This is a genomic window from Methanosarcinales archaeon Met12, from assembly GCA_002813105.2.
Classification (GTDB): domain Archaea; phylum Halobacteriota; class UBA148; order UBA148; family JAJOKI01; genus JAJOKI01.
On record CP017966.2, the window covers coordinates 175,500 to 200,399 of the forward strand.

Annotated in this window: 36 protein-coding genes; 21 read left to right on the plus strand and 15 right to left on the minus strand. The window is 44.7% G+C overall.

Annotation, left to right across the window (positions count from 1 at the left end; translation table 11 throughout):
* Positions 1–6: 6 nt before the first annotated feature.
* From BME93_01205 to BME93_01235, 7 genes are all read left to right on the plus strand, one after another.
* A complete protein-coding gene (locus BME93_01205; GenBank protein ATZ60794.2) occupies positions 7–477 on the plus strand; it encodes a CBS domain-containing protein in 471 nt (156 codons plus the stop codon).
* Positions 474–1,634, plus strand: a complete 1,161-nt coding sequence (gene argJ, locus BME93_01210; protein ID ATZ60795.2) for a bifunctional ornithine acetyltransferase/N-acetylglutamate synthase — start codon at positions 474–476, stop codon at positions 1,632–1,634. The genes BME93_01205 and argJ overlap by 4 nt, the downstream gene beginning before the upstream one ends.
* 54 nt (positions 1,635–1,688) lie before the next feature.
* Positions 1,689–1,817, plus strand: a complete 129-nt coding sequence (locus BME93_01215; protein ID ATZ61715.2) for a hypothetical protein — start codon at positions 1,689–1,691, stop codon at positions 1,815–1,817.
* 15 nt (positions 1,818–1,832) lie between these two features.
* Positions 1,833–2,177: a hypothetical protein gene (locus BME93_01220; protein ATZ60796.2), complete on the plus strand. Its 345-nt coding sequence runs from the start codon at positions 1,833–1,835 to the stop codon at positions 2,175–2,177.
* A gap of 84 nt (positions 2,178–2,261) precedes the next feature.
* Complete coding sequence (locus BME93_01225) at positions 2,262–2,504, plus strand: hypothetical protein (GenBank protein ID ATZ60797.2); 243 nt, start codon at positions 2,262–2,264, stop codon at positions 2,502–2,504.
* Position 2,505: 1 nt separating this feature from the next.
* Entirely contained in the window at positions 2,506–2,757 is a 252-nt protein-coding gene (locus BME93_01230; GenBank protein ATZ60798.2) for a hypothetical protein, read from the plus strand.
* Complete coding sequence (locus BME93_01235) at positions 2,757–2,897, plus strand: hypothetical protein (GenBank protein ID ATZ60799.2); 141 nt, start codon at positions 2,757–2,759, stop codon at positions 2,895–2,897. Before BME93_01230 ends, BME93_01235 begins: the two co-directional genes overlap by 1 nt.
* 110 nt (positions 2,898–3,007) lie before the next feature.
* Here the strand turns inward: BME93_01235 and BME93_01240 are convergent, their stop codons facing one another.
* Positions 3,008–3,202 (minus strand): hypothetical protein, encoded by a 195-nt coding sequence (locus BME93_01240; GenBank protein ID ATZ60800.2) that lies wholly within the window; start codon positions 3,200–3,202, stop codon positions 3,008–3,010.
* A gap of 58 nt (positions 3,203–3,260) precedes the next feature.
* On the opposite strand from BME93_01240, the gene BME93_01245 reads away from it, so the two are divergent.
* Both BME93_01245 and BME93_01250 read left to right on the plus strand, forming a co-directional pair.
* Positions 3,261–3,611, plus strand: coding sequence for a hypothetical protein (locus BME93_01245; GenBank protein ID ATZ60801.2), 351 nt, complete (start codon positions 3,261–3,263; stop codon positions 3,609–3,611).
* A gap of 163 nt (positions 3,612–3,774) precedes the next feature.
* The gene (locus tag BME93_01250; protein ATZ60802.2) at positions 3,775–4,029 is read left to right on the plus strand and encodes a SemiSWEET transporter; all 255 of its coding nucleotides are present in this window, start codon (positions 3,775–3,777) and stop codon (positions 4,027–4,029) included.
* A gap of 364 nt (positions 4,030–4,393) precedes the next feature.
* Here the strand turns inward: BME93_01250 and BME93_01255 are convergent, their stop codons facing one another.
* Both BME93_01255 and BME93_01260 read right to left on the minus strand, forming a co-directional pair.
* Positions 4,394–4,612 (minus strand): hypothetical protein, encoded by a 219-nt coding sequence (locus tag BME93_01255; protein ATZ60803.2) that lies wholly within the window; start codon positions 4,610–4,612, stop codon positions 4,394–4,396.
* Between the two features lie 112 nt (positions 4,613–4,724).
* Positions 4,725–5,090, minus strand: coding sequence for a DNA polymerase ligase N-terminal domain-containing protein (locus BME93_01260; GenBank protein ATZ60804.2), 366 nt, complete (start codon positions 5,088–5,090; stop codon positions 4,725–4,727).
* A gap of 72 nt (positions 5,091–5,162) precedes the next feature.
* Between BME93_01260 and argB the strand changes: the two genes are divergently transcribed.
* On the plus strand, positions 5,163–6,047 hold the full coding sequence (argB, locus tag BME93_01265) for an acetylglutamate kinase (GenBank protein ATZ61716.2): 885 nt from the start codon (positions 5,163–5,165) through the stop codon (positions 6,045–6,047).
* A 36-nt stretch (positions 6,048–6,083) separates the two neighbouring features.
* A complete protein-coding gene (locus BME93_01270; protein ID ATZ61717.2) occupies positions 6,084–7,295 on the plus strand; it encodes a TIGR00300 family protein in 1,212 nt (403 codons plus the stop codon).
* 6 nt (positions 7,296–7,301) lie between these two features.
* On the opposite strand, the gene acs is transcribed toward BME93_01270, so the two are convergent.
* The 6 genes from acs to BME93_01300 all read right to left on the minus strand — a co-directional run bounded on the left by acs (position 7,302) and on the right by BME93_01300 (position 14,545).
* Positions 7,302–9,263, minus strand: coding sequence for an acetate--CoA ligase (acs, locus tag BME93_01275; protein ID ATZ61718.2), 1,962 nt, complete (start codon positions 9,261–9,263; stop codon positions 7,302–7,304).
* A gap of 210 nt (positions 9,264–9,473) precedes the next feature.
* Complete coding sequence (locus BME93_01280) at positions 9,474–10,928, minus strand: cation acetate symporter (protein ATZ60805.2); 1,455 nt, start codon at positions 10,926–10,928, stop codon at positions 9,474–9,476.
* On the minus strand, positions 10,922–11,194 hold the full coding sequence (locus tag BME93_01285) for a DUF485 domain-containing protein (GenBank protein ATZ60806.2): 273 nt from the start codon (positions 11,192–11,194) through the stop codon (positions 10,922–10,924). The genes BME93_01280 and BME93_01285 overlap by 7 nt, the downstream gene beginning before the upstream one ends.
* A 21-nt stretch (positions 11,195–11,215) precedes the next feature.
* A complete protein-coding gene (locus BME93_01290) occupies positions 11,216–11,695 on the minus strand; it encodes a universal stress protein (GenBank protein ATZ61719.2) in 480 nt (159 codons plus the stop codon).
* A 92-nt stretch (positions 11,696–11,787) separates the two neighbouring features.
* Entirely contained in the window at positions 11,788–12,054 is a 267-nt protein-coding gene (locus tag BME93_01295) for a DUF1922 domain-containing protein (protein ID ATZ60807.2), read from the minus strand.
* Positions 12,038–14,545, minus strand: coding sequence for a DNA-directed DNA polymerase (locus BME93_01300; GenBank protein ID ATZ60808.2), 2,508 nt, complete (start codon positions 14,543–14,545; stop codon positions 12,038–12,040). The genes BME93_01295 and BME93_01300 overlap by 17 nt, the downstream gene beginning before the upstream one ends.
* Before the next feature lie 97 nt (positions 14,546–14,642).
* On the opposite strand from BME93_01300, the gene BME93_01305 reads away from it, so the two are divergent.
* Positions 14,643–16,730, plus strand: coding sequence for an ATP-dependent DNA helicase (locus BME93_01305; protein ID ATZ61720.2), 2,088 nt, complete (start codon positions 14,643–14,645; stop codon positions 16,728–16,730).
* A gap of 38 nt (positions 16,731–16,768) precedes the next feature.
* Here the strand turns inward: BME93_01305 and BME93_01310 are convergent, their stop codons facing one another.
* The gene (locus tag BME93_01310) at positions 16,769–17,071 is read right to left on the minus strand and encodes a CRISPR-associated endonuclease Cas6 (protein ATZ61721.2); all 303 of its coding nucleotides are present in this window, start codon (positions 17,069–17,071) and stop codon (positions 16,769–16,771) included.
* 31 nt (positions 17,072–17,102) lie between these two features.
* Between BME93_01310 and BME93_01315 the strand changes: the two genes are divergently transcribed.
* Together BME93_01315 and BME93_01320 are read left to right on the plus strand one after the other, a co-directional pair.
* Positions 17,103–17,522, plus strand: a complete 420-nt coding sequence (locus BME93_01315; protein ID ATZ61722.2) for a ferritin-like domain-containing protein — start codon at positions 17,103–17,105, stop codon at positions 17,520–17,522.
* 208 nt (positions 17,523–17,730) lie between these two features.
* Complete coding sequence (locus BME93_01320; protein ID ATZ60809.2) at positions 17,731–17,784, plus strand: hypothetical protein; 54 nt, start codon at positions 17,731–17,733, stop codon at positions 17,782–17,784.
* 250 nt (positions 17,785–18,034) lie between these two features.
* On the opposite strand, the gene BME93_01325 is transcribed toward BME93_01320, so the two are convergent.
* The 5 genes from BME93_01325 to BME93_01345 all read right to left on the minus strand — a co-directional run bounded on the left by BME93_01325 (position 18,035) and on the right by BME93_01345 (position 20,938).
* Complete coding sequence (locus BME93_01325) at positions 18,035–18,409, minus strand: DUF86 domain-containing protein (GenBank protein ATZ60810.2); 375 nt, start codon at positions 18,407–18,409, stop codon at positions 18,035–18,037.
* Positions 18,381–18,791, minus strand: a complete 411-nt coding sequence (locus tag BME93_01330; GenBank protein ATZ60811.2) for a nucleotidyltransferase domain-containing protein — start codon at positions 18,789–18,791, stop codon at positions 18,381–18,383. Before BME93_01330 ends, BME93_01325 begins: the two co-directional genes overlap by 29 nt.
* A 247-nt stretch (positions 18,792–19,038) precedes the next feature.
* Positions 19,039–19,359 carry a nucleotidyltransferase domain-containing protein gene (locus BME93_01335; GenBank protein ID ATZ60812.2) on the minus strand — a complete coding sequence of 107 codons (321 nt, stop codon included), beginning with the start codon at positions 19,357–19,359 and terminating at the stop codon, positions 19,039–19,041.
* Complete coding sequence (locus tag BME93_01340) at positions 19,332–19,697, minus strand: HEPN domain-containing protein (protein ID ATZ60813.2); 366 nt, start codon at positions 19,695–19,697, stop codon at positions 19,332–19,334. Before BME93_01340 ends, BME93_01335 begins: the two co-directional genes overlap by 28 nt.
* A gap of 71 nt (positions 19,698–19,768) precedes the next feature.
* Positions 19,769–20,938, minus strand: a complete 1,170-nt coding sequence (locus BME93_01345; protein ATZ60814.2) for an NAD(P)/FAD-dependent oxidoreductase — start codon at positions 20,936–20,938, stop codon at positions 19,769–19,771.
* Positions 20,939–20,997: 59 nt separating this feature from the next.
* Here BME93_01345 and BME93_01350 point away from each other — a divergent pair, with 59 nt between their 5' ends.
* The 7 genes from BME93_01350 (at position 20,998) to BME93_01380 (ending at position 24,837) form a co-directional block, all read left to right on the plus strand.
* Positions 20,998–21,327, plus strand: coding sequence for a hypothetical protein (locus tag BME93_01350; GenBank protein ID ATZ60815.2), 330 nt, complete (start codon positions 20,998–21,000; stop codon positions 21,325–21,327).
* Positions 21,327–21,677 carry a peptidyl-tRNA hydrolase Pth2 gene (pth2, locus tag BME93_01355; protein ATZ60816.2) on the plus strand — a complete coding sequence of 117 codons (351 nt, stop codon included), beginning with the start codon at positions 21,327–21,329 and terminating at the stop codon, positions 21,675–21,677. Before BME93_01350 ends, pth2 begins: the two co-directional genes overlap by 1 nt.
* A 9-nt stretch (positions 21,678–21,686) precedes the next feature.
* Entirely contained in the window at positions 21,687–22,562 is an 876-nt protein-coding gene (locus BME93_01360) for a malate dehydrogenase (protein ATZ60817.2), read from the plus strand.
* Positions 22,563–22,635: 73 nt separating this feature from the next.
* The gene (locus BME93_01365) at positions 22,636–23,361 is read left to right on the plus strand and encodes a hypothetical protein (GenBank protein ATZ60818.2); all 726 of its coding nucleotides are present in this window, start codon (positions 22,636–22,638) and stop codon (positions 23,359–23,361) included.
* 247 nt (positions 23,362–23,608) lie between these two features.
* Positions 23,609–24,193, plus strand: coding sequence for a ferritin family protein (locus tag BME93_01370; GenBank protein ATZ60819.2), 585 nt, complete (start codon positions 23,609–23,611; stop codon positions 24,191–24,193).
* Positions 24,194–24,205: 12 nt separating this feature from the next.
* A complete protein-coding gene (locus BME93_01375; protein ATZ60820.2) occupies positions 24,206–24,607 on the plus strand; it encodes a desulfoferrodoxin in 402 nt (133 codons plus the stop codon).
* Positions 24,598–24,837 (plus strand): hypothetical protein, encoded by a 240-nt coding sequence (locus BME93_01380; protein ID ATZ61723.2) that lies wholly within the window; start codon positions 24,598–24,600, stop codon positions 24,835–24,837. Before BME93_01375 ends, BME93_01380 begins: the two co-directional genes overlap by 10 nt.
* The last annotated feature ends 63 nt before the right edge of the window (positions 24,838–24,900 follow it).

Genomic DNA, 24,900 nt, shown 5'->3' on the forward strand with positions numbered 1-24,900 from the left:
GGAAACATGAAAGTTAAAGACATAATGAACAAGAAAGTTGTCACATGCGTCCCAGGCGATGTCGTCAGCGACGTGGTAAAGAAGTTGAAAAAGCATAACATAAGCGGCATGCCCGTGGTAGAAGGTGGAAAAGTAGTGGGCGTCATAACCGAAAGAGATATTCTCGGACTCTTGCGCACTCCTGAATATTCAAAAGACTTGTGGCTGCCGAGTCCGCTGGAGCTCATAGAGGTGCCAATACGTGAGCTGGTAGATTGGACTAAAACGAAAAAGGCGCTGGAAGATATGGGTGACAGACCGGTCGCCAGGGTAATGTCGCGTTGCTTATATGTCATCTCGCCAGAGGAGGGTATCGAAAAAGCAGCGGAGATGATGACCAAACATCGTGTCAACAGGCTTCCTGTTACAGAAGATGACAGACTGGTTGGAATCGTCACCAGGGGAGATATCATAGCTGGACTTGGGGGCAAAAAATGAAGCTTCTGAGCGGAGGGATATGCGCCGTTCGTGGCGTCAAAGCATACGGCATAAAAGAGGGCAAAAAAGGTCTTGCGATTATAGTAGGAAAAGGTAACGCTGCTGGGGTTTTCACCCAGAATAAAATAAAAGCTGCTCCGGTCATCGTCATGAACGAGCGCTTGCCATGTGTTATGAATGCGATTATCGCCAACAGCGGATGTGCAAACGCCTTTACAGGTGAAAGAGGTCTCGAAGATGCAAAAAGAATGAGTCAGTTGGTTGCGGACGAACTGGATGTCAATTCAAAATCCGTAGGCGTCGCGTCCACTGGCATCATCGGCCATCATGTCGATATGGACTGGATCGAGAGGCACGTAAAAGATGTGATGAATGGATTGACATCAAAGTCAGGCGGAAGTGAAGCTGCTGCAAGGGCGATCATGACCACCGATACCATACTGAAGCAGGTTGCTGTTGAGGTTGATGGTGTCCGCATTGGTGGGATAGCCAAGGGCTCAGGCATGATTGAGCCAAATATGAACACGGTGCTGGTGTTCATCTACACCGATGCTGATTTTTCATATGATGTGTTGTATAAATGCTTGAGAACAGCGGTAGACGATAGTTTCAACATGGTCGTCGTGGACGGCGATGCCAGCACCAACGATATGGTCCTGCTAACGGCGACGGGTAAAAAGCACATAAGCGATCACCACTTTCAAGAAGGTCTGAATTTTGTGTGCACCGAACTGGCGAAGATGATCGCAAGGGATGGCGAGGGTGCAACCAAATTCATCGAGGTCGATATCTCAGGCGCAATATCAAAAGATGATGCAAGAAAGGCGGCAAAAGCCGTTGTGCGATCGCCACTGGTCAAGACAGCAGTTTATGGAGAAAGTCCAAACTGGGGAAGGATTGTCTCAGCCATAGGTCGTTCTGGCGCAGATGTCGAAGCTGATAAAATCACGCTGGAGCTCTCAGATGGCGCTAATGTCGTGACATTGGTCAAAGAGGGGAGTATCGTCGAGGGGGTGCTTGATCAAGCGAGGGCGCTCATGGTAAGGGATATCATCGTCATCAAAGCAGATTTGGGGCTTGGAAACGGGGGGGCGAGGGCGTGGGGCTGTGACCTCACCTGTGATTACGTCAGGATTAATGCCAAATATATGACGTGAGAAGTATTCAAAGTGGCTATTAAATATAGTAAAAAGGAGGGAAGTTATCTCAGAATGATTCCAAAGAAGAAAGTAGACCTGACAAAGTTTTTTGATAAAGTCGATTTGGGAATGAACATAGGAGACTGGGACGAATTTGAAAAAGAATTTAAAGGGCGAAAAGAGAGCCAAAGAAGATCATGAAGAGGGGATAAGAAGGTGGCTAAGAAAAAATACAAAGCGATATTGACAGATGATTTTGTGAGTCGGTTGAATAAATTGCCGAAAGAAGATCAAGTGAAAATTTATGGTGCGATAGAGAAACTTTGCGAAGATCCTTTTGGTGTAGGAACCCGCATAATACCAAAAGACCTTGAATTAGGATTGATGTGCTCGAAATGTGATAGTAGGAACACTTTGACTTATTTAGATGTGGGATGCGAACCATATGAAGTTCATTTCCATTGTAAAAATTGTGATGAGTATTGTTGGATGTATGAAGAGGAATATAAGGAATTCATAAAAGAACATCCAGAGAGAACTTTCCAGCAGACTGATCAGTAATATCGAAAACAGTTTTGGGAAAATTTTGGATAATTCGCCAAAAATGTTATATGTTTTGGAATTAATATAGGGCGTGGTGGTACGATGGAATATGTGGCACTGGACAAAACAGGAAAGATATACCTTCCAAAGGCAGTTAGAAGTAGAATGGATGCCAGATCGAAATATACTATATTAGTTTTGCCTGATGGAGACATCGTTCTACACAAAGCAAAGGAGTCCAAAAACCCATTAAAAGAGTTTCAGTCCATTGGGAGGATAGAAAAGCCGATTTCCGAAGTTAAAAAGGAGATTTTAAAAGAGGCTTTGATAGAGGCAGGCAGATAAGATGTATGCAGAGACGGATTTCTTTCTCGCACTGTTAAAAGAGAGGGACTGGCTAAAAAAGAATGCAGAGCAAATATACAAGAAGCACAAGGGCAAGATATGGACATCGACGCATACCTTGATGGAACTGATTTTGCTGGCATATAGGGACGGAAAAGATCCACTTGAGATGGTAGAAGGGGCATCGAACCTTGTAGAAGTGAGAGAGCCAAAGATAGGTGTCAATGGTTTTATCTATCTGCATGTTATGTGATGAAAAAATATGGAGTTACACCGTTCGATGCACTTCATGCGATATATTGCGATGGGGATGAGATAATAAGTTCTGATAAAAAGTATAGTGAGATTGGATTAAAAAGGGTTAGATTAGAGGAGAAGCTACCAGAGTTTTGATGTGCAAAAGGTCATGGCTGGAGACATAACCTCACATGCGATTACGTCAGGATTAATGCCAAATATATGACGTGACTGCAATATTTAATGCGGCGTGGACAGGTTTTATTTCAATCATCTTCCAAAATTCGTCCATATACCTCCAATATCTCTGCCTTTTTATTTGAATTGAGGGAAAATCTCGCTCCGTATTTGCCTGTTTTTGTTATGAGAATTCCCTCATCTAACATCTCTCTTAATATCTTTTCAAAATCTCTTTTTCTTATGCCTTTGAAATGTCTGAATAAATCACCAAAATTGATCAACCTATTTCTCCAATATAATAAACAAAAAGTGAGTAAAATAAAACAAGAGGGAGGCAAAATGAAAGAATCATATTTCATAAAGGGGTTTGGAACCAGTCCCTTTTTCAGGGTTGTGGATTTCTTCATAGATAACTATGGGTACGACTACTCTAAAACGGAAATAGCGAAGGGTTCGGGCATGTCGAGAGTTACACTAAACACATTTTTTGAAGGGTTGGTAGACATGGGCATCATCAAAAAAACGCGAGATATCGGCAGGGCAAAAATGTATCAGTTAAACATTGACTCGCCGATAACAAGGGGACTGATAAAAATCGATAAAATGATCACCATAAAGGAGACCATGAAAGTCTCTGATGAGAGACTTGCGGATATCATCGAGAGCCAAAAAATTGTTGCTCCTGCTTAGAGGTCAAATCCCACCAACCAAGTCGATGATCATATAAGACAAGTTTAACTTTAAATCAGTTAAGAATCTTTTTAGGAAGGGGTTCGTATATAAGGAGTTATACGAAATAATGTCCGAAACTAAATATAAAATTATATAAACCTTATTTAATAATCTAACTTATATGGAATTAATTACCTTACTTGGATTGGCGGCAGCAACCTGTACAACCATTTCATTTTTGCCACAAGCAATAAAAATCATAAAAACCAAACATGTTAAAGGTTTATCATTAGGCATGTATACAATATTAACAGCAGGTATTTTTCTATGGCTTTTATATGGAATTTTAATTCAGGATTTACCTATTATTCTTGCAAATGGAACAACACTAATTTTTGTTGCTACAATATTATTTCTAATTATTAAATATAAATAAACGTCTCGACTTTCAGCAACTTATTAGACAGGTCGATGGCTGTTTCTTTGTTGGACCAAATTTTCAAGATAATAACCACTAATTCTGCATTCTTAAGCTAAGCGCCTTTGCTCCAAACTTGATCGCTCTCTCTCTTGGTCGTTCTTCTAAGGGCAGCTCCTTTACTTTCTTAAATATACATTCCCAAAATGCCCGCCACTAGCAAGAAGAGACATTGCAGCCAAACGGATGCCCTGTACTTCTTGCATAGCTACCGCTCATCTTTAGTATGCGAGCCGATCTTAGTTTCTTATAGCAGATATACTCGTTGTGAACAAAAAACAAAACTGAGTATATAATGATATAATGAATATGCTAATATCGCCTAATATCGCTTTGGTCTGCGTTTCTGATAACAGTCCCTGCAATATACGGGTCTTGTGCCGTTCGGCTTGAACGGAACGTCGGTTTCAGCGCTACAATCGGCGCATGTTACCTTATGCATCTCTCTTGGTGTTTTGTTGTATCCAAAGCTTCTTTTAGCGGTCTTCGACTTCGGACCTCTTGAGCTTCTTTCAGAGTCGTAGCCTTCATTTTCATCCATTTTTTTTCCTCATCTTTTTTTGGTTCCCACTCGATGGGTATTACCCCACTTAGCAGGTAAGAAATAATCATCCTCATAGTATATGGAGTTATGGGTAAACCGAGAAGGGGCATCAAGACTGCTTAATGACAAGCCAGGCATTCTCGCCTCCTTTTGGGAATCTGAGAAGCACATATGCGCCCTTTAGCTTTTTTCCATCAAGGTCGACCTTTACTTCTTTTTTATTCATCTTGAGCAGTTTATATTCGCCTTCATCCCATATAACCACCTTGCCAGCCCCATACATGCCTTCGGGGATACCCCCCTCAAATCCCATGTAGTCAACTTCATGGTCTTCGACCTGTATTGCCAATCTTCTCTCTCCCTTTCGTTCAGGCAGACCTTTTGGCACCGCCCAGCTCCTTGCCACTCCCTCCATCTCAAGGCGAAAATCAAAGTGATGATGGGTGGCAAAATGTTCCTGCACGACAAATCTCATATAACTCGCCTTTATTAGTAGGGACGGTATGTTAAAAGAGTTTTTAAGTTGAAGCTATAATATATCAACCATATGAAAATCAAGCCAGAAAACGCCTTAATCGGGGCGCTCCCACATATCAAGAAATTTTATAACTCCATCATCGTGGTCAAAATTGGCGGCCATGCCATAGTCAAACCGATTATAGAAGAAATCGTCAAAGATATAGTTCTGCTTTACTACGTTGGAATGAAGCCAATCATCATCCATGGAGGCGGGCCAGAAATCACCCGTAAGATGGAGAAGGATGGAAAAAAACCCAAGTTTGTGGGCGGTTTGAGAATCACAGACGATGATACCCTGGATATCGTTAGGACGGTGCTGACCGAAGATATGAATCCCAAGATTGTCTCATTGATTAATAAACACGGCGCAAAGGGACTGGGGCTATCTGGAAGAGACGGTCAACTGATAACCGCGAAAAAAAAGGTACCTCAAAAAATAAAGGTCAACGGTGTGGAGCAGGATGTCGACCTTGGACGGGTCGGCGAGGTTGAAACGATAAACCCGGAGGTCCTGAGGATGGCTATCGAAGAAGGGTACATACCCGTGATAGCGCCAATCGCACCCGACGCAAAGGGTAACGACCTTAATCTGAATGCCGATACCGTTGCAGGCGACATTGCCATCGCCATCAAATCCAAAAAACTGATAGTGTTAACGGATGTGCCTGGCGTGTTAAGAAACCCATCCGACCCAGACTCGCTGATATCGAGCCTGTCCATCGAGGAGGCAAATGAGATGATTGGCAGTGGCTCGGTTCAGAAGGGGATGCTCCCCAAGGTCAAAGCATGTATGAGGGCAATCGATGGGTCGGTTGAAAAAGCACATATCATCGACGGGAATAGACCTCATTCACTCCTGTTGGAACTTTTTACCGATGAAGGGATAGGTACGATGATGTTCGCCAAGATTTAAGTATAGGGCATTTATATTTTTATCAGGAGACGTTACATGAAGGCGATGCGAGAAATTGAACTCAAAGGACATATCATCGACTCGCAAATTCTCACAAAGGTGTTCGACAGGATTATGGACATGAACGGCGAGTTCGAAGTATTGACTTTTGATATAGGAAAACGTAAAACAGACTCCAGTTACGCCCGTCTGATGGTCGGCGGCAAAGATGATGAACACGTGGACCAAATCATAAGCGAATTGCATCGGCTTGGGGCACGGTTGCCAGAGATGGAAGACGTAGAGCTTGCACCTGCTCCTGCCGATCGGGTCATACCGAAAGGATTTTACTCCACTACCAATCATCCGACTCACGTCAGGCATAAAAACGAGTGGTTAGGCGTGGAAAACATAGAGATGGACTGCCTGGTGGTGGTAGAGGATACAAGGGCATTATGCAAACCGCTCGCCATGATAAAAAAGGGAGACCATGTGGCGATAGGAAAAAAGGGCATACGTGTAGTTCCGCCTGAACGACCCAGGAGCAGGTCTATTTTTGAGTTCATGGGAGGGGGGACATCCTCTGAAAGGCCTTCTGAGACGTTAATATCACAGATAGCCGAAGAGATCAAGAAGATAAAGAAAAAAGGCGGGAAGATTGCAGTAGTAGCAGGTCCTGCTATAATACATACGGGTGCAGCACCCTCTTTAGCGAAGATGGTCAAAAAAGGCTACGTGGATGTCCTGCTCGCCGGCAATGCACTGGCAGTTCATGACATCGAGTATGACTTGTATGGCACATCCCTCGGGATGAATATCAAAAATGCCGAACTCGTATCAGAGGGGCACAAAAACCACATCTATGCGATTAGTGAGATAATCCAAGCCGGGTCTATCGCCAAAGCCGTAGAACAAAAGATAATAAAAGGCGGCATCATGTATGAATGCGTCAAGAAGAATATTCCATTTGTGCTTGCTGGCTCTATTCGAGACGATGGGCCGTTGCCCGATGTTATAACCGATGCGATGGCTGCACAAGATGCGATAAGAGTGGCGATAAAGGACGTCGACATGGTACTGATGATGGCGACGATGTTGCACTCGATAGCAACTGGCAACCGCCTGTCATCTCACGTCAAGACAATTTGTATCGACATAAATCCTGCAACGGTCACAAAACTGATGGATCGAGGCACTGCCCAGGTAATTGGAATCGTCACAGATGTGGGGACGTTCCTGCCCATGCTGGCGGAGAAATTATTAGAGTAGTTTGGTTTACTTTGCCTTACCTATCTCTTCAACCGCCTCGGGATTTGCAAGCGTGGATATATCTCCCACTGGCTCTCCTATCACCTTGGCTTTTATCACTCTGCGCATTATCTTTCCGCTGCGAGTCTTCGGCACATCTGCGACAAACCATACTTCACTTGGTCTTGCTATCTTCCCTATCTCCTTCGACACGTGCTCTCTTATCTCTGCTCTCAACTCATCATCGGGTTCAATCCCTGCATTCAAAACGACAAAAGCAGTTATAGACTCGCCCTTTATCTCATGTGGCTTTCCAATAACCGCTGCCTCTGCCACCTTTGGATGGCTGACCAGAGCAGATTCCACTTCTGAATTGCCTATCCTGTGCCCTGAAACATTCAAGACATCGTCAAACCTTCCCTGTATCCAGAAATATCCATCCTCGTCCTTCCTCGCTATATCTCCTGCAAGATATGTATCAGGATACTCACTCCAATACGTTTCTACGTATCGCTCGGGGTTTTTGTATAGCCCTCTCATCATCGATGGATACGGAGAAAGCAAGACCAGGCGCCCACCTGCCCCAGCCGGGACCGACTTGCCATCGGCATCATATATATCTGCGGTCTGACCTGGCAAAGGTCTTGTAACACTCCCTGGTTTGAGTGGTGTTGTGATCGGAAGCGGCGATATCACATGTGCCCCTGTCTCGGTCTGCCACCAGGTATCCATTATCGGACAATGCTCCCTACCGATATGCTTCCAGTACCATATCCATGCCTCAGGATTTATCGGCTCGCCAACGCTTCCAAGCAACCTGAGGGAGCTCAGATCGTATTTAGCAGGATATTCCCCGCTAAATCTCATAAACATCCTGACGGCAGTAGGCGACGTATAAAAGACATTTACCCCATATCTCTCAACCATCGACCATAATCTGCCGATGTCAGGATAATCAGGCGACCCCTCATACATAACAGAAGTTGCACCAAGTATCAACGGCCCATATACGATATAACTATGACCGGTCACCCATCCTATATCTGCCGCGCACCAGTATACGTCCTCCTCCTTTATGTCAAAGACCCACCTGAGAGTATGAGCAACCCCGACTGCATATCCGCCATGAACATGTTGTATGCCCTTTGGCTTTCCAGTGGTGCCGGAGGTGTAGAGAATGTATAATAGGTCTTCTGAATCCATCACCTCGGTCTTGCATGTAGATGGTTGTCCCTCTATGAGCTCATGCCACCAGTGATCTCTTTTCTTGTTCCATGGAACATCCTCGCCAGTGCGCTTGAATATAATCACAGCTTCAACGGTTGGCGCACCTTCCAATGCCTCATCCACCTGCTTCTTGAGCGGGATGGTTTTTCCGCGCCTATAAAAACTATCGCAGGTGATGACGGCTTTTGCTTCAGCATCGTTTGTTCGGTCTCTGAGGGCAATAGCAGAGAAGCCAGAGAATACGACGGAATGAATCGCGCCGATTTTTGCACATGCCAACATGGCTATGGGCAACTCAGGAACCATTGGCAGGTAAATCATAACCCTGTCACCTTTCCCAATCCCAATGCTTTTAAGTGCATTGGCAAATTTGTTAACCTCTATATAAAGGTCATTATATGTCAGTTTCCTGACTTCCCCGGGTTCTCCTTCCCAGATATATGCAACTTTGTTCTTTCTTTGCGTCTTCACGTGCCTATCCAGGGCGTTATGTGCGATATTGCACTTTGCCCCAACAAACCATTTAGCATAAGGAGGAGCCCAATCCAAAATCTTCTCATAAGGAGTGTACCATTCTATCACTCCTTTTGATACCTCCTCCCAGAACCACTCTATGTCCTTCGCCCTTTCGAGTAGTTCATCATAGTCCTTTATGCCGTGCTTGTTCATCCATTTCTTGACGTTGCTGTTCTCAACAAGCTCAGCCGATGGCTCAAAGACTCTAGTTTCCTTCAATAGCGCTTTTATATCTCCATGTGTCATTTTGAGGCTTCCTCCTCTCTCCTCCCCCCCTTTCTACTCCCTAACTCACAATACTCATCATTAATTAAACCTTAGGGTTTAAAGTTTACTCCGCGTCGCTATGCAGCGTACACACTTCGTACATAAAAATAAATAAAATAGGGGAAAGGAGGAGTTGTGATTATATATCCCACTTTTCCCTTTTTTGATTGTCCGCACTTGACCGCAAACTCACTTTATATCTCTGGTTGGACTGTGCATTTGATACATCAACTCGTCGACATCGTCGGGCACTTTGCCATCCCACTTGGAAACGAAGTATATCGCAAGGAATGCCAGCGGCACTGTTATGATTGCTGGATTCATCAGCGGGTGCATGCCAAGGAGGTTGGTGGATATTATCGCTAATGATGATATGCCACCAGCAATCATGCCCGCCAGTGCGCCCTTTTCAGTCATACTCCTCCACCAGATGCCCATGAACAACAGTGGGAAGAAGATGCTTGCAACAATTGCGAACGCCAGTCCAACGAGGAAGGCGACTGGATATCCTTCAAACGCGAGACCAGCACCGATCGAGAGTATTCCAAGCACTATCGTTGTTACCTTTGCAACCTGAACTTGCTTCTTATCTGAAGCCTTCGGATTGATAATGCCCGTATATAAGTCATGGGCTATCGCGCCAGTGCAGGCAATGAGCAATGCTGCCGTTGTCGATACTATTGCCGCAAATGCACCGCCAACAATGATACCCTTCAGTGGCTCGCCGCCAAGTGCAAATCCCACCAATGGCAGAGCAGTGTTTACACCCGCAGCATCTCCTAGTATTGCTCTGGCTGCAAATCCTACGATCGGCGTCATGAAGTAGAACGTTGCGAGAATACACAACACACCCACAGTGGCCCACCGAGCCGCTTTACCAGTTGGATTGGTATAATATTGAATCAGAATGTGGGGAAGCCCGGCAGTACCAAGGACCAGTCCAAAGAGCAATCCAAAGTTGTTTATAGGGTCTAACCACATCCCATGGTATATGTAGGGGCGACCGACATCCACAAGTATTGCGTTGTAACTCCATCCATAGTGCATCAGGACAAATATCATAGTGATGAACATCGCACCCCACAGCATCACGCACAGGAAAATCTGGTTATAGGTGGTGCCCCTCATACCCCCCACCACCACGTACAGCGTCATCAAAACAGCAGCGACCACCACCCCAGTGGAATAGTCCCAGCCCATCAATATATGGAGCAAAGCACCAGACCCTACTAACTGCGGAACGATGTAGAATATCATCGATATCAATGTAAATATAACGCACACCATTCTAACCCGTTGCGAGTGCCATCTTGCAAATCCAAAATCCGCAACGGTGAATTTTGCAAATCTCCGGAGTGGACTGGCAATCCAGAATAACAGCACCACATATCCTCCGAAAAATCCCAATCCGTACGCAAAGCCATCATATCCGTGCAGCCATACTAACCCCACAATGCCCAAAAACGATGCAGCACTCATGTAACTGCCTCCGAGCGAAAGGGCACTCTGTAAGGCGCTTATCCCCCGGTTAGCCACATAGAATTCTGCCGCCGAACTACCAAATCGCCTTGCAAAGATTGCAATGCTCATAGTGATAAGCACCATGAATATCACGAGACCCAATGCGGTTGGATTTTCTACCATGGTGTTTTCTCCTCCATTTCAAGTGCTCTAATTACATATATTATTGATGTGCCCAAGCTGACAAAAAATATTAAGAATATGGCATACAGAAAAGAGATTGTAAACTCTCCGAATATCTTTATTCTCATAAAGTCTGTCGCAAAGTCGTTTAACAGTGGTAGTGCATGATACACAACCATGAACAGCACTCCAAGCGGCAGGACCATGTTCCATTGACGCAACATCAGTTGAGATATCTCTTCATGCTTTTCCTTACTTGTTTGCATATATCTTTTCACCCACTTATATCACCTTACAACCAGCACTGGGATATGGGCGGCTTTTATAACCATCTCAGCAACGCTCCCAATTGTTATTCTATTCAACCCAGTTCGCCCTATCGTGCCCATCACTATCAAGTCCACGTTCTCCTGTTCAGCGGTCTCGACGATATGTTTTGGTGCACTTCCACGTTCCGTTATGGTTTTTACTTTAACTCCATTCTTTTCTCCATACCATTTCGCGACTGTAAGCCCCTTTTTACCATGTTCCACTGCTTCAGATACTCCAAATTCTGCCTTTTCCAAAGGCGATAGGGCAACCGTATCGTCCACGTATATCGCCATCAACTCTGCCTTCATCAGTTTTGCCAGTGCAACTGCGTGTTTTGTAGCCTCGACGGATGGTGCTGAACCGTCTGTAGCCAGTAGGATTTTCTTCATGTCCAAAACCACCTTTTTTACATCAGTTTTAGAGAGCCCTTCTGCTGTTTTGTTTAATGAGTTCATCGAAAACCTCCAAGTATATCATCATTATTCATGATGTCTATGTTTTCAAGGAGTGTATTATTATATATATTTTGTGTTCTGTCGTAAATTCATTACTGAGTGAACATCCTAAAATGCGGTTTTCCAAACTCCTTTTCCTGCAAAAACCGCACGGCATCGCCGGCCTTGCGCTCGTCGTCAACGCGTGCATAAATCCGCATTTTAGATACGAGCACCTTTTGTCCACAAGGGCATGCCCGCGTCTTCTGGCCTTCTTTGGCATCGAAAATATTTCTATGAAATATTTTCTTAAGAAGATATCCTTTGGATATCTTCGAAATAAATCGCCTGCAATCGCTGCACCTAATCACCAAATACATCAAACGTTGCCTGTTTTGGCCCCCCATTCAACTCGACGTCAGAATGCCCAAAGTGGTTAAGTATCCGTGATGTAGCGGGGATCAATTGATTATTGATATAATATTCTGCATCAATCCTATCTCTCTTATCATCATCAGTATATAGATATCCATCTTCATATTTTTTGAATATATCGACTGGATATGCTCTATCCCCGATGCTGCCGGATCCCTTGACTACCACGTACGCTACTTTCGTCCCTACCTCTATCGGTATTTTTGCCCTTTTTGCCGCCCTTACATGCGCCTGTATCGATTCATAGCTGGATATTTTTTTAGTCAAAGTTTTGTATATCACGAGCTTTTCCAAGGGTACTTTTCCCCTCTTGACCTGCTGCACGATGCTCTGGACCAATCGTACCGCTTTAGCCGGGTCCCTTTCCCCGAGTATCACTTCGACCACCTGGGCCTGGGTTTCCTTTGCCAGAGCACACCAATCCCCCCTGCGGACTTCCAGTCCCTTAATAACGATCTCGCCATCCGCGGTGAGGCCTGCGTAGCGCTTCTTCTTCTCGGTGAAGAATATCACTTCATAATAGTTATCGATGTCCAGTTCCAGGGGGAGTTCCCTGGATATGGCATCTGAAAACTCCTTTGCGAGTCTTACAATATCTCCATCCTTTTTTATAAACAAACTATCGGTATCTCCGTACAGCACCTCAAGCCCCATTTCCTCGGCCTTCTGAATGGCCTGCTTGATAAAGTGGCGCCCCCATGCAGTGGTCGCCTCTGCGCATTCCTTACGGTACCAGCGGGCTGCAGACCAGCCAGTATACCCATAAAACGCATTAGTGAGTATCTTGATGGCTTTTTGGCGGATATCGAGCAATTGATATTCATATGTGTCCCTGTCGTATCTCGCAAGTTCGCGTTTCAATTTATTACGCTTGGCAACCAGGTCCTGAAGAATCCGTTTGAAGAAACCGTCTGGCTTTTTCCGAAACTTATATCCAACCTCTGGCGCCTCAAAGAATTCATCGCCATCTGCTATTACAGTATCCGGCGATATGTTGAATGATATCATTATCGATGGATACATCGCTGAAAAGTCCAGACATACCACGTTTTCATGTATGCCTTTTTTCGGTTCGAGAACGAAACCGCCAGCATATGGCGCACCGACTTCCCTCTTAGAGGGCACCAGTTCTCCTATTTTATATGCCTCATTACTCAAAAACGATTCTACCTGGCGCCCACGTCCCATCTTTGATACCTCATCCAGCGGTTGCCTGCTCATTCTCGCGAATTCATATTGCAGCGGGAGCATCTTTTCCGCTATTGCGAGCGTACTATTTACATCATCTCTGGCATATTCGAGAAGGGTCTTGCGCTTTTCAGGGTCTTCCCAGTACTGATGTATCTTTGATGCAGGTAAATTGACGCGCTCGGATTTTTTCATTACGCCCAGAAAATCCGCAACGTTTTCCAGTGTCTTGACCTTGACACTGCCCAAGTCCCTGTCAACGACACGGTATAAATCGACGTTAAGTCTGCCAGCAATGGAGACTTTCCCAGGAATGCCAGGCCGAAGCTGTGGGGTACTTCCATCCCTCCCCATCTTGAGCGGAATTTTAGCAAGTTCTGCGCGGTGCAAGAGATACGGCCAATCAAAGTTGTCCGAATTGTAACCGCATATCACGTCTGGATTAACATCACGTATAAAATCAATAAACTCTCTGATGATAGATGGTTCGTCCTTGGATGTAAGCAATTTAACGTCGCCACGATTCGTCGCCACTCCTATAATGATGATTGGATCGCGCTCCTGGCTCGGCATGCCATGGGGGTTTATCATCTCACAATCGAACGCCATTATTCGTAGATCTGGGTTTCCCTCTCTCTTTTGCGGCTTAACCTCGCTCGCCTCAAGCGCATACTCTGCATACTCGATGTCGATCGGCTTTCCCTGCACGACGATGCCATCCATGGGCGCCAGACCATGATCGATGATATACCTCACCGCAAACAGCACATCTGCTTCCCTGACATCCAGACCAAGAGCATCAACGGCTTCACGCAGACTTGGCACGTGCTGAGGATGCCCTACGATTATTTTAAAAGCCTCAACCTCTTTCCCAAAATCCCTCCTTTTGACGGTCTCAACTCGTTTTGGAGATATCGTCTCACCATATCGCATTGCCCTGACCGCCATAATATCGTCGGCACTTCTGTTTTCTGACCTAAATCTGTGGTTGGGAGCAGCCACCGCATAGAAATACGGCTCAAAGTTTGGGTCAAAAACGACCGCATTTCTCCCCTGCTCGTCCTTGCACCAGAGCCTGATTACAGCTTTACCTCCCTTATCGGAAATCGAAGATTTTCCGACTTGTTGTAATTCTGAAGGAATTTCAACACCGATTAAATCTGAAGATTTAGACGGAGTTGGCAATCCCTTTGGGATTTCAACAGTCACATAATCGACGTCGAGCAACCAGCCCCTGAGTTGATTCATCCATAAACGATGGTCCCGAATACCTTAAATACTTGTGGCAAAAACGATACCTGAAACCGCCTATTATTTATGTAATATGACTACGCTTTATTAAACGATGAACAGGGAATATCTAAAATATTTTCCAAAGGAATCGCCCTACCCAGACCAAGACAGGGCGATGGATGATATATATCGGGCGCTGTCAGACCGTCATATCGTTTTGTTCGAGGGTGCGTGCGGTACCGGCAAGACCCTGAGCGCTCTCGTTCCATCACTGCACATTGCACAACAAAGCGATAAAACGGTCGTCATTGCCACTAACGTCCATCAACAAATGCTACAATTCATAGACGAGGCAAGGGAGATCAGAGACATAGCAGATATCAAAGTCATCGTCCTGAAGGGCAAACTGCATATGTGCCCCGCCGAAAAGAGTTATGAAGAGTGTGACGTGTGCAGGGATAGCACGTATGAATTGATCAAATTAGAGCAAAGCGTGAATCGATCCGATGCAGATGATATGCGCATAAGGGCATTGAAAAAGCGATCATGCGGGTACATGCTTCAGACGCTCAAAGGAGATAATATGGAGTTCCACAGGTGGCTCTTTTCAGGAGTTAGAACCCCCGAAGAAGTTGAAGCGCGGGCATCTGATGATGGAACGTGTGGCTATGAATTGTTAAAAAGAGAGATGTGCAATGCAGACCTGGTCATCTGCAATTATCATCACCTACTAAACCCGGATATCCTGGCGAAGTTGCTCTCGTGGATGGGCCGCGGACTGGAGGACATCATAGCGATATTCGACGAAGCACACAACATCGAATCGGCAGCAAGGTTGCATTCATCACTAACACTGACCGAGTACACCATAGAACAGGCACTGAACGAACTGAGGGATACGGGTGCGCATGAAGATGCTGTCGAAAAACTGCTTCGCACACTGAGAGATGTACTTAGAGAGATATATGAGTCGAAGTTCGCCTTTGGTGAAAAGGAACGTATCGGCGTCGAATGGCATGATGTTATTATACGGGAGCCGTCGGGCACCGAGGACCTGCTGAGCGTCAACCTCCACAGCCGCCTTCTTGATATCGACGTATTGGTCGAACAGGCGCATATCCTCGGCATCGAATTTGATACCATATACCGCAATCAATATAAAGAGGGATTATCCGGGACAAAGAAGAGTTCTTATCTTATCGCGGTTTCAACGTTTCTCGAGAATTATTTGAGACTGGCAGGAGACCCGGGGTACTATCCACTGATCAATATCAGAAGAGACCAAAATGGCGAGATAACCGGCAGAATCGAACTTTTCTCATGTATCCCCAAGAACGTAACCAGATTCCTGTTCAACTCATTTTATTCTGCGATTCTCATGTCCGCTACCCTGCGACCATTCGACGTGGTAAAAACGACGCTGGGCATCGATAGGGACGTGAGGAAACTCGTATATGGTTCCCCCTTCCCAAGAACTCGCAGGCATACCATTGCGGTGACCGCCCCTCCCCTATTTGCGAGGAATCGAGAGGACCAGGATGTCATAGATGCCATCACAGGGGTTCTGGAGGATGTCATAGAACAATCCAATGGAAATGTTCTGATATTCTTTCCGAATTTTAGCGAGGCGGCACGATATTATGACCTTTTAGTCCCCAATCTGCAGGAGTTGGGTATCAGCGTGCCCATGTTTTTAGACAGAGTTGGCGTTTCCGCGATGGATGTAATGGAAGAATTCTTGAAGATAGGAAAATCTGGTGGAAAAGCCGTAATGCTCTCATATTTATGGGGAACGCTGACCGAAGGAATAGACTATAAAGACGGTCGTGCACGAACTGTCGTAATCGTGGGTGTTGGCTACCCTGCTCTGAGCGATAGAATTAGGGCGATTCAGTATTCGTATGACTACGAATTCGGCGCTGGAAAGGGGTGGCGTTATGCGATTGAGATTCCTATGGTCAGAAAGGTCAGACAGGCAATGGGGAGAGTAATCAGGTCGCCAGAAGATTACGGCGCAAGGGTGTTATTAGATGTGCGATACACGAACGAATCCCAAAAAACGATGGGCAAATATTCCGTATATCCGCGTTTTCCGCCAGATGAGAGAGAGGAAATAATAGACGTGACGCCGAAGAAGGTCAAGTATGCGCTGATGAATTTCTTTGACGACATCAAACAGAAGTCAGCTCATACTAAATAATCTAAATGATAGATATGTAACATAAAATTTAGATACGCCTATAGATACCCCCACTCAAGGTTTACAAAGAAAGATGCGCAAAGAAGGGGACATTCGGGTGATAAATACATATATTCCCGCAGGGATTCTATCAGCATAGCACCAAAACCTCTTGAAACAGACTTTCCGAGACCCATGAGACCAGGGATGTTGAAGTTCACAATAAAATCACACTCGAATCCAACAAGTGGTGTTTTTTGATGAAACACTTTTTCGGAGACAGACTTCCCCATATCCAGCTTGATTTCTTCGGAAGAAGACCTCGATAAACTAAAAAAAAGTTTAAATACTTTCGTGTTCATCGATTTATCAATGATATACATGGAGGATGATATGAGCAATAAAATAATAGACGCATTGAACAAAGACCGCGAAGACGAGCTGAGCGCCATCATACAGTATATGAAACATCATTATGAGGGAGAAGGGATGGAGAGCCCGGAAATACTTGAGATATTCAAAGAAACCGCAATAGATGAGATGAAGCATGCAGAGAAGCTGGGTGAGCGCATCGCGTACTTGGGAGGGACCCCAACAAAGAAGCCATCCCTTATAATAGAAGGCGGCGACCTGAAGAAGATGATTCAGGACGACCTTGCAAAAGAAAACGGTGCAATCAAACAATACAAAGAGCATATTAAACTGGCTGCTGAAGAGGGCGATCCTGTGACCAGGCTCATGCTCGAAGAAATCCTATCGGATGAGGAGGGTCACGCGGACACGTGGGAGACCACCCTTGAAATAAGAAAATAAACATGTTTGGAATAGACGCACAGCTGGTTAGGCGAAGAAGCTGTGGAGAGTGAATGATTTGAAGTGCGAAGATGGGAAAAAATACGGATGCAGTGGCAGCCTGTATAGTGTGTTGAATGAGTAGATATATGTAACATGCAATCTACGAAGAAACCCCAATCTGGGAAGGCGATTATATCCTGTACGGCTTGAGAAGGATATTGAAAAACTGAAGCGAATACTATGTCAACCGTGCCATGAAGCACTCAAGGAGAACTGGTGATGTTATGCTGAGATGTTATGAATGCGCACTGCAAGATAAAGTTGAAGAAGCCGTGCCATTTGCATCCTTTATATCGTACAAAAATACGATTTCCGACCTGTTTTTTATCACTTCACTCATTTTCTTCGCCTCCATTATTATTTTCCTTCTTTCTCACCTTCTTTCTCAATTACATATTCTCCGATTTCCTTAATCGCCTCAATCATCTAATCCACCAATCACGATACTGTGCTGTTCTTATATCTGTCATTCATTCTGAAATCTTCAATATGACGTCTGAAAGCTCATCTATTCTGCTGAAAGCCTCTTCTATGATTTCCATGTCAAGCCGATCGTATTTATGAGCGATTGAATTTCTTATCCCATTAAATTTTTTCAATAACTCACCATCTTTTCTGGGAATTATGCTTTCTTCGATCAGCTTTTCAATGTTTATATAATCATCTTCCACGACCAAGCCAGCATCCTTTGTTTTCATGGCTGCTATGTCCATAGCAATCTCAACACATATCTGCAGGGAATATAATAGTGCGCGCTCTGTGACGCCATCCTCTATGCTGTGGTTTTTGATAAATTCTCTTTCTTTCTCAAATGTCTCAAGCTTTTTGAGATATCTTTCTCCCATCTAGCCATGCCCTCCTCTGTCTTATCATCTCTCGAGCGCTGGAGAATGTGTTTCTTCTGATCCTTGGCTCAGCATCCGCCCATTCCTTCCTGAACCTGTAGAAATAATGGGAGAGCTCAATTTCATCGCCAAAAACGGTCTGATGCTTATTTATTATGCTCATCTTCACGGTGAGTGGTAGATCCTCAAATATCTTAATATCATATTTCCCACCAAGTCTTTCAAACACCTTTAGAAGCACGCTCTTATCTTCAGGGCTGACCAGACAAACATCTATGTCAGAGCTCTTGCTCCTCTCGTCTTTGGCACAGGAGCCGAACAAGAGAACTCCTTTAACACTATCATTTATGAACTCAAAATCTCTTTTTATATCTGGAAGCATGTTTTATCCCATAGTCAAAATAGGCCTAAGAATATAAAAACGTTCTGCGAATCTTCTCTGGATAATACCACTTTACAACCGCCCCTATAACATTCTTAATCGCCTCAATCATCTTCCAGTCCACCAATCATAATACTGTGCTATTTTGATTTTTCTCGTTGTCATTATCATCCTTGGGTTTGGTATGCATTTTTACATTGCCTGTACTTATAATTTTTTTCTGGTGTGCGTGGTCACTAATATGTGTTCATATCTCTATTCCTTCTTCCACTGCTTTTCTCACTATTGTGATCTGTTTCTTCTTTTTCTCGAATTCTTCCGGGGTGAAGCACAGGAAGTCCACTGGATAGTCCAGGCTCCATTCCAGATAGAATTGACATGGTCTCTCAAGAGTGCTTTTATCCTTGAATTCATCGCTGACCAAGAGGAGATCAACATCGCTGTGTCGATCTCCCATGCCCTTGCTTCTCGATCCGAATAAGATCATACTGCGAATATCATGTTTTTTACTGATTTCGTTTTTGAATTGTTTTAATTCATCTATGAGTTCAGATTTTTTTTCACCCAATCTAAAACCTCCTTGGCAGCAACCAAAAGTCCTTCAACCTCTCCCCGGTCATACTTTCTTCCAACATCAGGATAACGTGTTGCCATGTAACCTGGTGTGATTTTCGCACACAATTCAACGATGTTATGGGGAGCATCTACTTTTCTGGCAAGCCGAACAAGGTCATGAATCTTCCACAGATCATTGAACTTCAGGATATACAAAGCTTTCAATGCCTTTTCAACAGCTTGCTGAGAAAGAAAAGCAGACACATAATAGTCCCCACATCTAAGTGCATTTCTAGCGCTCTCCAAGTCTCTAAGAGCTTGCTTCCACCAGTCAGATACTTCTTCCATCATTGAATATTTGCACCTAGTTTATCATATTCACTACTTATATTTACTATCTACTGCCTCCGCATAAATCCTTGTTACCTCAGCGCCTTCGCCAGCACACCTGACAATCTCAGCAAGCTTGGCTTTGCTAAAATCAACTTCTTCACCACTGCCGAGGGATAGTCCATGTCCCCATACTGGGATATGATGCCCAAAATCCCTGTGTCGTCAAGTGTCCTGATAATCCTGTCAAAATCTGAGTCGCTCAACTTTCCCATGGCCTCATGAATCTTCATCCCAATCGATAATTCTCGCCATATGGCAGACCTCCAGCGCTTTTCATACTCTGCCAAGCGTTTCGCTGATGTGTCGCCCTCGCTTACAGCGGCTGCTGCCACTTCACCTGCGACCTTCGCACACAGAGCACCAGTATAGATGCCTCCGCCTGAAGTCGGCTTAACCTGTCCGGCTGCATCGCCGACAAGCATCACGCCATCGGCTGTGGTTTGCTCAGGCGGCCCAAGTGGAATGCCGCCGACCACAAAATCAAGATATGACCCGTGATACCGTTTGGAGATGACCGGATGAGACTTCAACATGGTCCTGAAATGATGAAACGGCCTCGCAGTCGCACATAGCCCAACTCTTGCAATGCCATCCTCAACAGGAATTGTCCAGGCGAAAAATCCCGGTGCAACCGGCCCGATAAATACTTCTACAAATCCCGGGTTGCGCAACTCATACAGTCCCTCGATCTGTACGCCACCGAGGACCTTTTTTACATTTCCCAGAGCGGCCCATCTGGCGACCTGACTTTTAACGCCATCCGCACCGATGACGATGTCTGCCTCTATCTCCAGACGCTCTCCGTAACTGACAACTTCAAGAACTCGATTTTTCAATCCAACTGCCCTGGTCTTGAGTAGAATATCGACGCCCGTCTTGAGCGCCTGGCGTGCAAGTTCCTGGTCAAATGCCTTACGCTCTATCACATATGCCCTGGTCTCATTTCCACCGACTGCAATGCTGTGGCCGTTTGGAGAATATATGAAGGCGCCCTTGACCTCCCGGTTTATCCATCTGCCCAATCCAATTTCACATTCGTCTAATGCTCTGGTGCTGATGATGCCTGCGCATGCAACTGGCGCTCCGATCTCCTGATGCTCTTCGATAAGAAGAGTATCTGCCCCGTTTTTAGCTGCATATTTTGCCGCCATTGACCCAATGGGCCCAGCGCCGACGACCGCCACATCACATTTTATCATATCATCATCCTTTTAAACGTGGAACAATATATAGCAGTTTGTTCTAATTGGGTGATACGATGACGCTTAAAACCAGAATCCTCAAATTTTTAAGGATTGAAAGGGAAGACTCTGAAATGGATAAGAGTCCCGAAATCGATTATATGTGCAAAATCGTTAAACACCGTGGAAAAAAGGTCGGTGAAAGCATAGCCGTCGATGATGGGCAATTATTGATTAAGAATAAAAAAGAGATTCTCTCCGTTCCGCTGGATTCTATTAGCGCCGTCTCAGATGATATCATCCTCGATAAATTCAATAAGGCTAAAGCCAAGAAGATGGGGCAGCAGTGGAGAACTGAACGAAGGGACGAGATGAAATACGATAAGAATGGGATGCTGATTCAGTGATGGAATCCGAGTATAAGCAGTGTATAATCATCAGGACCGATATCATTCTATCGCGGGGCAAATTGGCTGCACAGGTGGCGCACGCAGCGGTATCAGCATATGAGTTTGCAGAACCACGAACCCGTAAGGCATGGAAAGACGAAGGTCAAAAGAAGGTCGTTCTGAAGGTTAGCAATCAGAGGGAATTATTTGAATTGAAAGAGGGGGCACGACGACTGAATTTTCCAGCCGCTCTGGTCACAGACGCTGGATTGACTGAGGTGCCGCCAGGAACCATTACGGCGCTGGGCATTGGCCCGGCAAAAAGCGAGGACCTGAATGAACTTACAGGCCATCTGGCATTATTATGAGGTGTGGTAATGGTCAAAATTGGATTTGTGGGCGCTGGCAGGATAGGTTCGACATCGGCATATGCCACACTGTACGATGTGGATTGCGATGAAATAGTGCTGATAGATTTGGTCGAGGATTTGGCCGTGGGCGAGGCAATGGACTTGGGGGCTGCGGCCATCGCCACTGGCAAGAGCGCAATTGTTGAGGGGGGGAGCGATTATTCACTTTTGAGTGACTCAAATGTCATTGTGATATCTGCTGGCATTGCAAGAAAACCAGGAATGACGCGGTTGGACCTTACCCGGACTAATGCGAATATCATGTGCGATGTCATCAAAAGGGTAAACGAAACCGTACCGGACGCAATACTCGTTTTAGTCACCAACCCTGTCGATGTGATGACATATGTCGCCTATAAAGCGTCCGGGAAAGCAAGAAATGAAGTCCTTGGCATGGGCTCATCGCATGATACCGCCAGGTTGAAAGAGCAGTTGCTGAGACTAAACGTTAAGAGTGATGCGCTGGTGATCGGAGAGCACGGGGATAGCATGACACTTATAAAGGGCCAAAAGGAGATAGAAGGAGTTGACTGGAATAAGATTGTCCAGACCACGAAGGAAAAAGGCATGGAGATTATAAGGAGAAAGAGCGCTACCTATTATGCTCCTGCCTCATGCATTGCAAAAATCGTAAAGGCGATTGTAAGCGATGAGGACGCCATGATACCGGTGAGCGTTGTGCTGGAGGGTGAATACGGACTGCGTGACGTCGCCATAGGTGTGCCGGCGCTGATAGGCAAAAACGGCGTGTCGAGTGTCCTCGAATACGACCTGACCGAAGAAGAGCTGATTCAATTAAAAAGGTCAGCGGATATCATCAAGGGGATGTTGAAAAGCATCTAAAATGAGCTTTGCACATAAAGTGCTGTTGAATTTACAGGATGATTCAAATATGATGAAGAAATAAAGAGGAAATATGAAATCAAAACAAGCCATATTTAATTTTCTTCAATCTTCGACGCCAAGAATGCTGAAAAACATAATACCAATAAATGTTAGGATATGGATTGGCAGACAACTCGATCATGGCATAACTTTCAATGGTTGGGGAATGAAAACTAGTTGCGAACTTCCATGGAATGGTGGTATAAGAAATGAATTTTTTCTACGTGCTAGTCAGGATGTCAAAGAGCATTTTGAATTCTCTGGTGACGGTGGAGTAAATTTGTCTAACATAGACGGTTTCATAGACGAGTTATTGTGGCGACACTGGATAGTATCGTATTGTGTACGACACGCAGTTGAGCTCACAAATGAAGATTTAGACATGGTTGAGTGTGGTGTGTGTGACGGTCTATCAGCATTTTTCACGCTAAGAGAATTACGAGGATTAGGTAGCCGCTCTACGATGCATCTATATGATGCATGGGCACCTATGCGTAGTGAATGCCTTTTAGAATCAGAACAACATTCGACAGGAAATTATTCAAATATTTCAATGTCGCGTGTAAAGAAAAATTTGTCTGAATTCGATAATATCGTGTATCATCCAGGATATATCCCAGAATCGCTCCACATAGAACCGCCTTCACCAGAAAAAATATCTTACCTTCATATCGATTTGAATTCAGCTATGCCAACAGTTGCGGTGTTAGAGTACTTTTTCCCCAGACTCGCGAGGGGGGGGGGTCGTTCTTTTTGACGATTATGGCTGGATTAGCTACGCCCCCACAAAAAAAGCTGTTGACAAATTCTTTGCCGATAAACCTGGAATTCTTATGCCCCTCCCCACTGGCCAAGCTATTTACTATCGATGAACCATTTTCAGATTCTGCACAAAAAGTCACCAAAAATCGTTAGTTTTTGTGCAAAGCATCTAAACATATAAAAAAAAGTTAAATATATAGCGAATAACACTAAAACACTTAAGATAACACGAGGTAAAAATCATGAAAAACACAATCCAAAATTTAACAAAAGCATTTATTGGCGAAAGCCAGGCAAGGAATAGATACACTTTCTATTCTAAAATCGCCAAGAAAGAAGGGTTTGAGCAAATCGCCGAGATTTTTCTCGTCTCAGCCGAAAATGAAAAGGAACATGCCAGCTGGTTGTTTAAGTTGATTAATGAGCTGAAGAAGAAAAGCGATGAAAATTTGGATGAAATTAAAGTTGAAGCATCGGCTCCAACAGTTCTTGGTACTACTGCCGAGAATCTGAAAGACGCAATCGCCGGAGAGCATCACGAGCATACAGAAATGTATCCTGAGTTTGCTGATACTGCCGAAGAAGAAGGTTTTCCTGAAATTGCCAGGAGATTGCGGGCAATTGCCAAAGCAGAAGAACATCATGAAGAAAGATATAAAAAATTACTAAAAGAAGTAGAAGCCGGTACGATTTTCAAAAAGACAAGGGAAGTTGACTGGGTGTGTTTGGAATGCGGATATGTTCACTTTGGAACAGAGCCGCCAGAGAGATGCCCTTCATGTGACCACGGAAGAAGCTTTTATCAGGTTAAATGCGAGGAATACTGAGGGCATTGGAAAATGATTGGAAAATTGCCTGAAAATATAGAACAAAATCAAATCTACAAATGCAATGTCTGTGGGAATATTGTCGAGGTTTTACATGTGGGAGTTGGAGAGCTCGTTTGTTGTGGACAGCCGATGGAACTACTCAAGGAAAAAACAGAGGACGTTGGCCAAGAGAAACATATACCGGTGATTGAAAAGACGGAGACGGGAATAAAAGTGAGAGTCGGTTCAGTTCCTCATCCAATGGAAGAACGCCATTACATTGAGTGGGTAGTGCTAATTACAGACGGCAGGGTTTACAGGAAGTTCTTGAGGCCTGGCGATAATCCAGAAGCAGAGTTTGAGATAAAAGCGGAGAGAATCGAAGCAAGAGAATACTGCAATATCCACGGTTTGTGGAAATCATGGAAATAAAATGCCCTGGAAGTTTAAGCATAAGAAGGCCGACCATCGAAATCATTAAATGTGGTTGTGGCTGGGAAGTGGAAATATTCACAGATGAGCAGAAAGCAGAATGTGAAAATTGTGGGGCAACCGTGTTTAGAGATGCCCGCCCTTCCTGTGTAGAGTGGTGTCCATATGCGGAGAAGTGTATAGGCGAGGAAAAATACAAGAAAATCATGGGAAAGAAAAGACATTTATAGGGGGTGCAAAAAATGGCAGTTTGGAAATGTATGAAATGTGGTTTCAAGAAGGAAACGAGATGC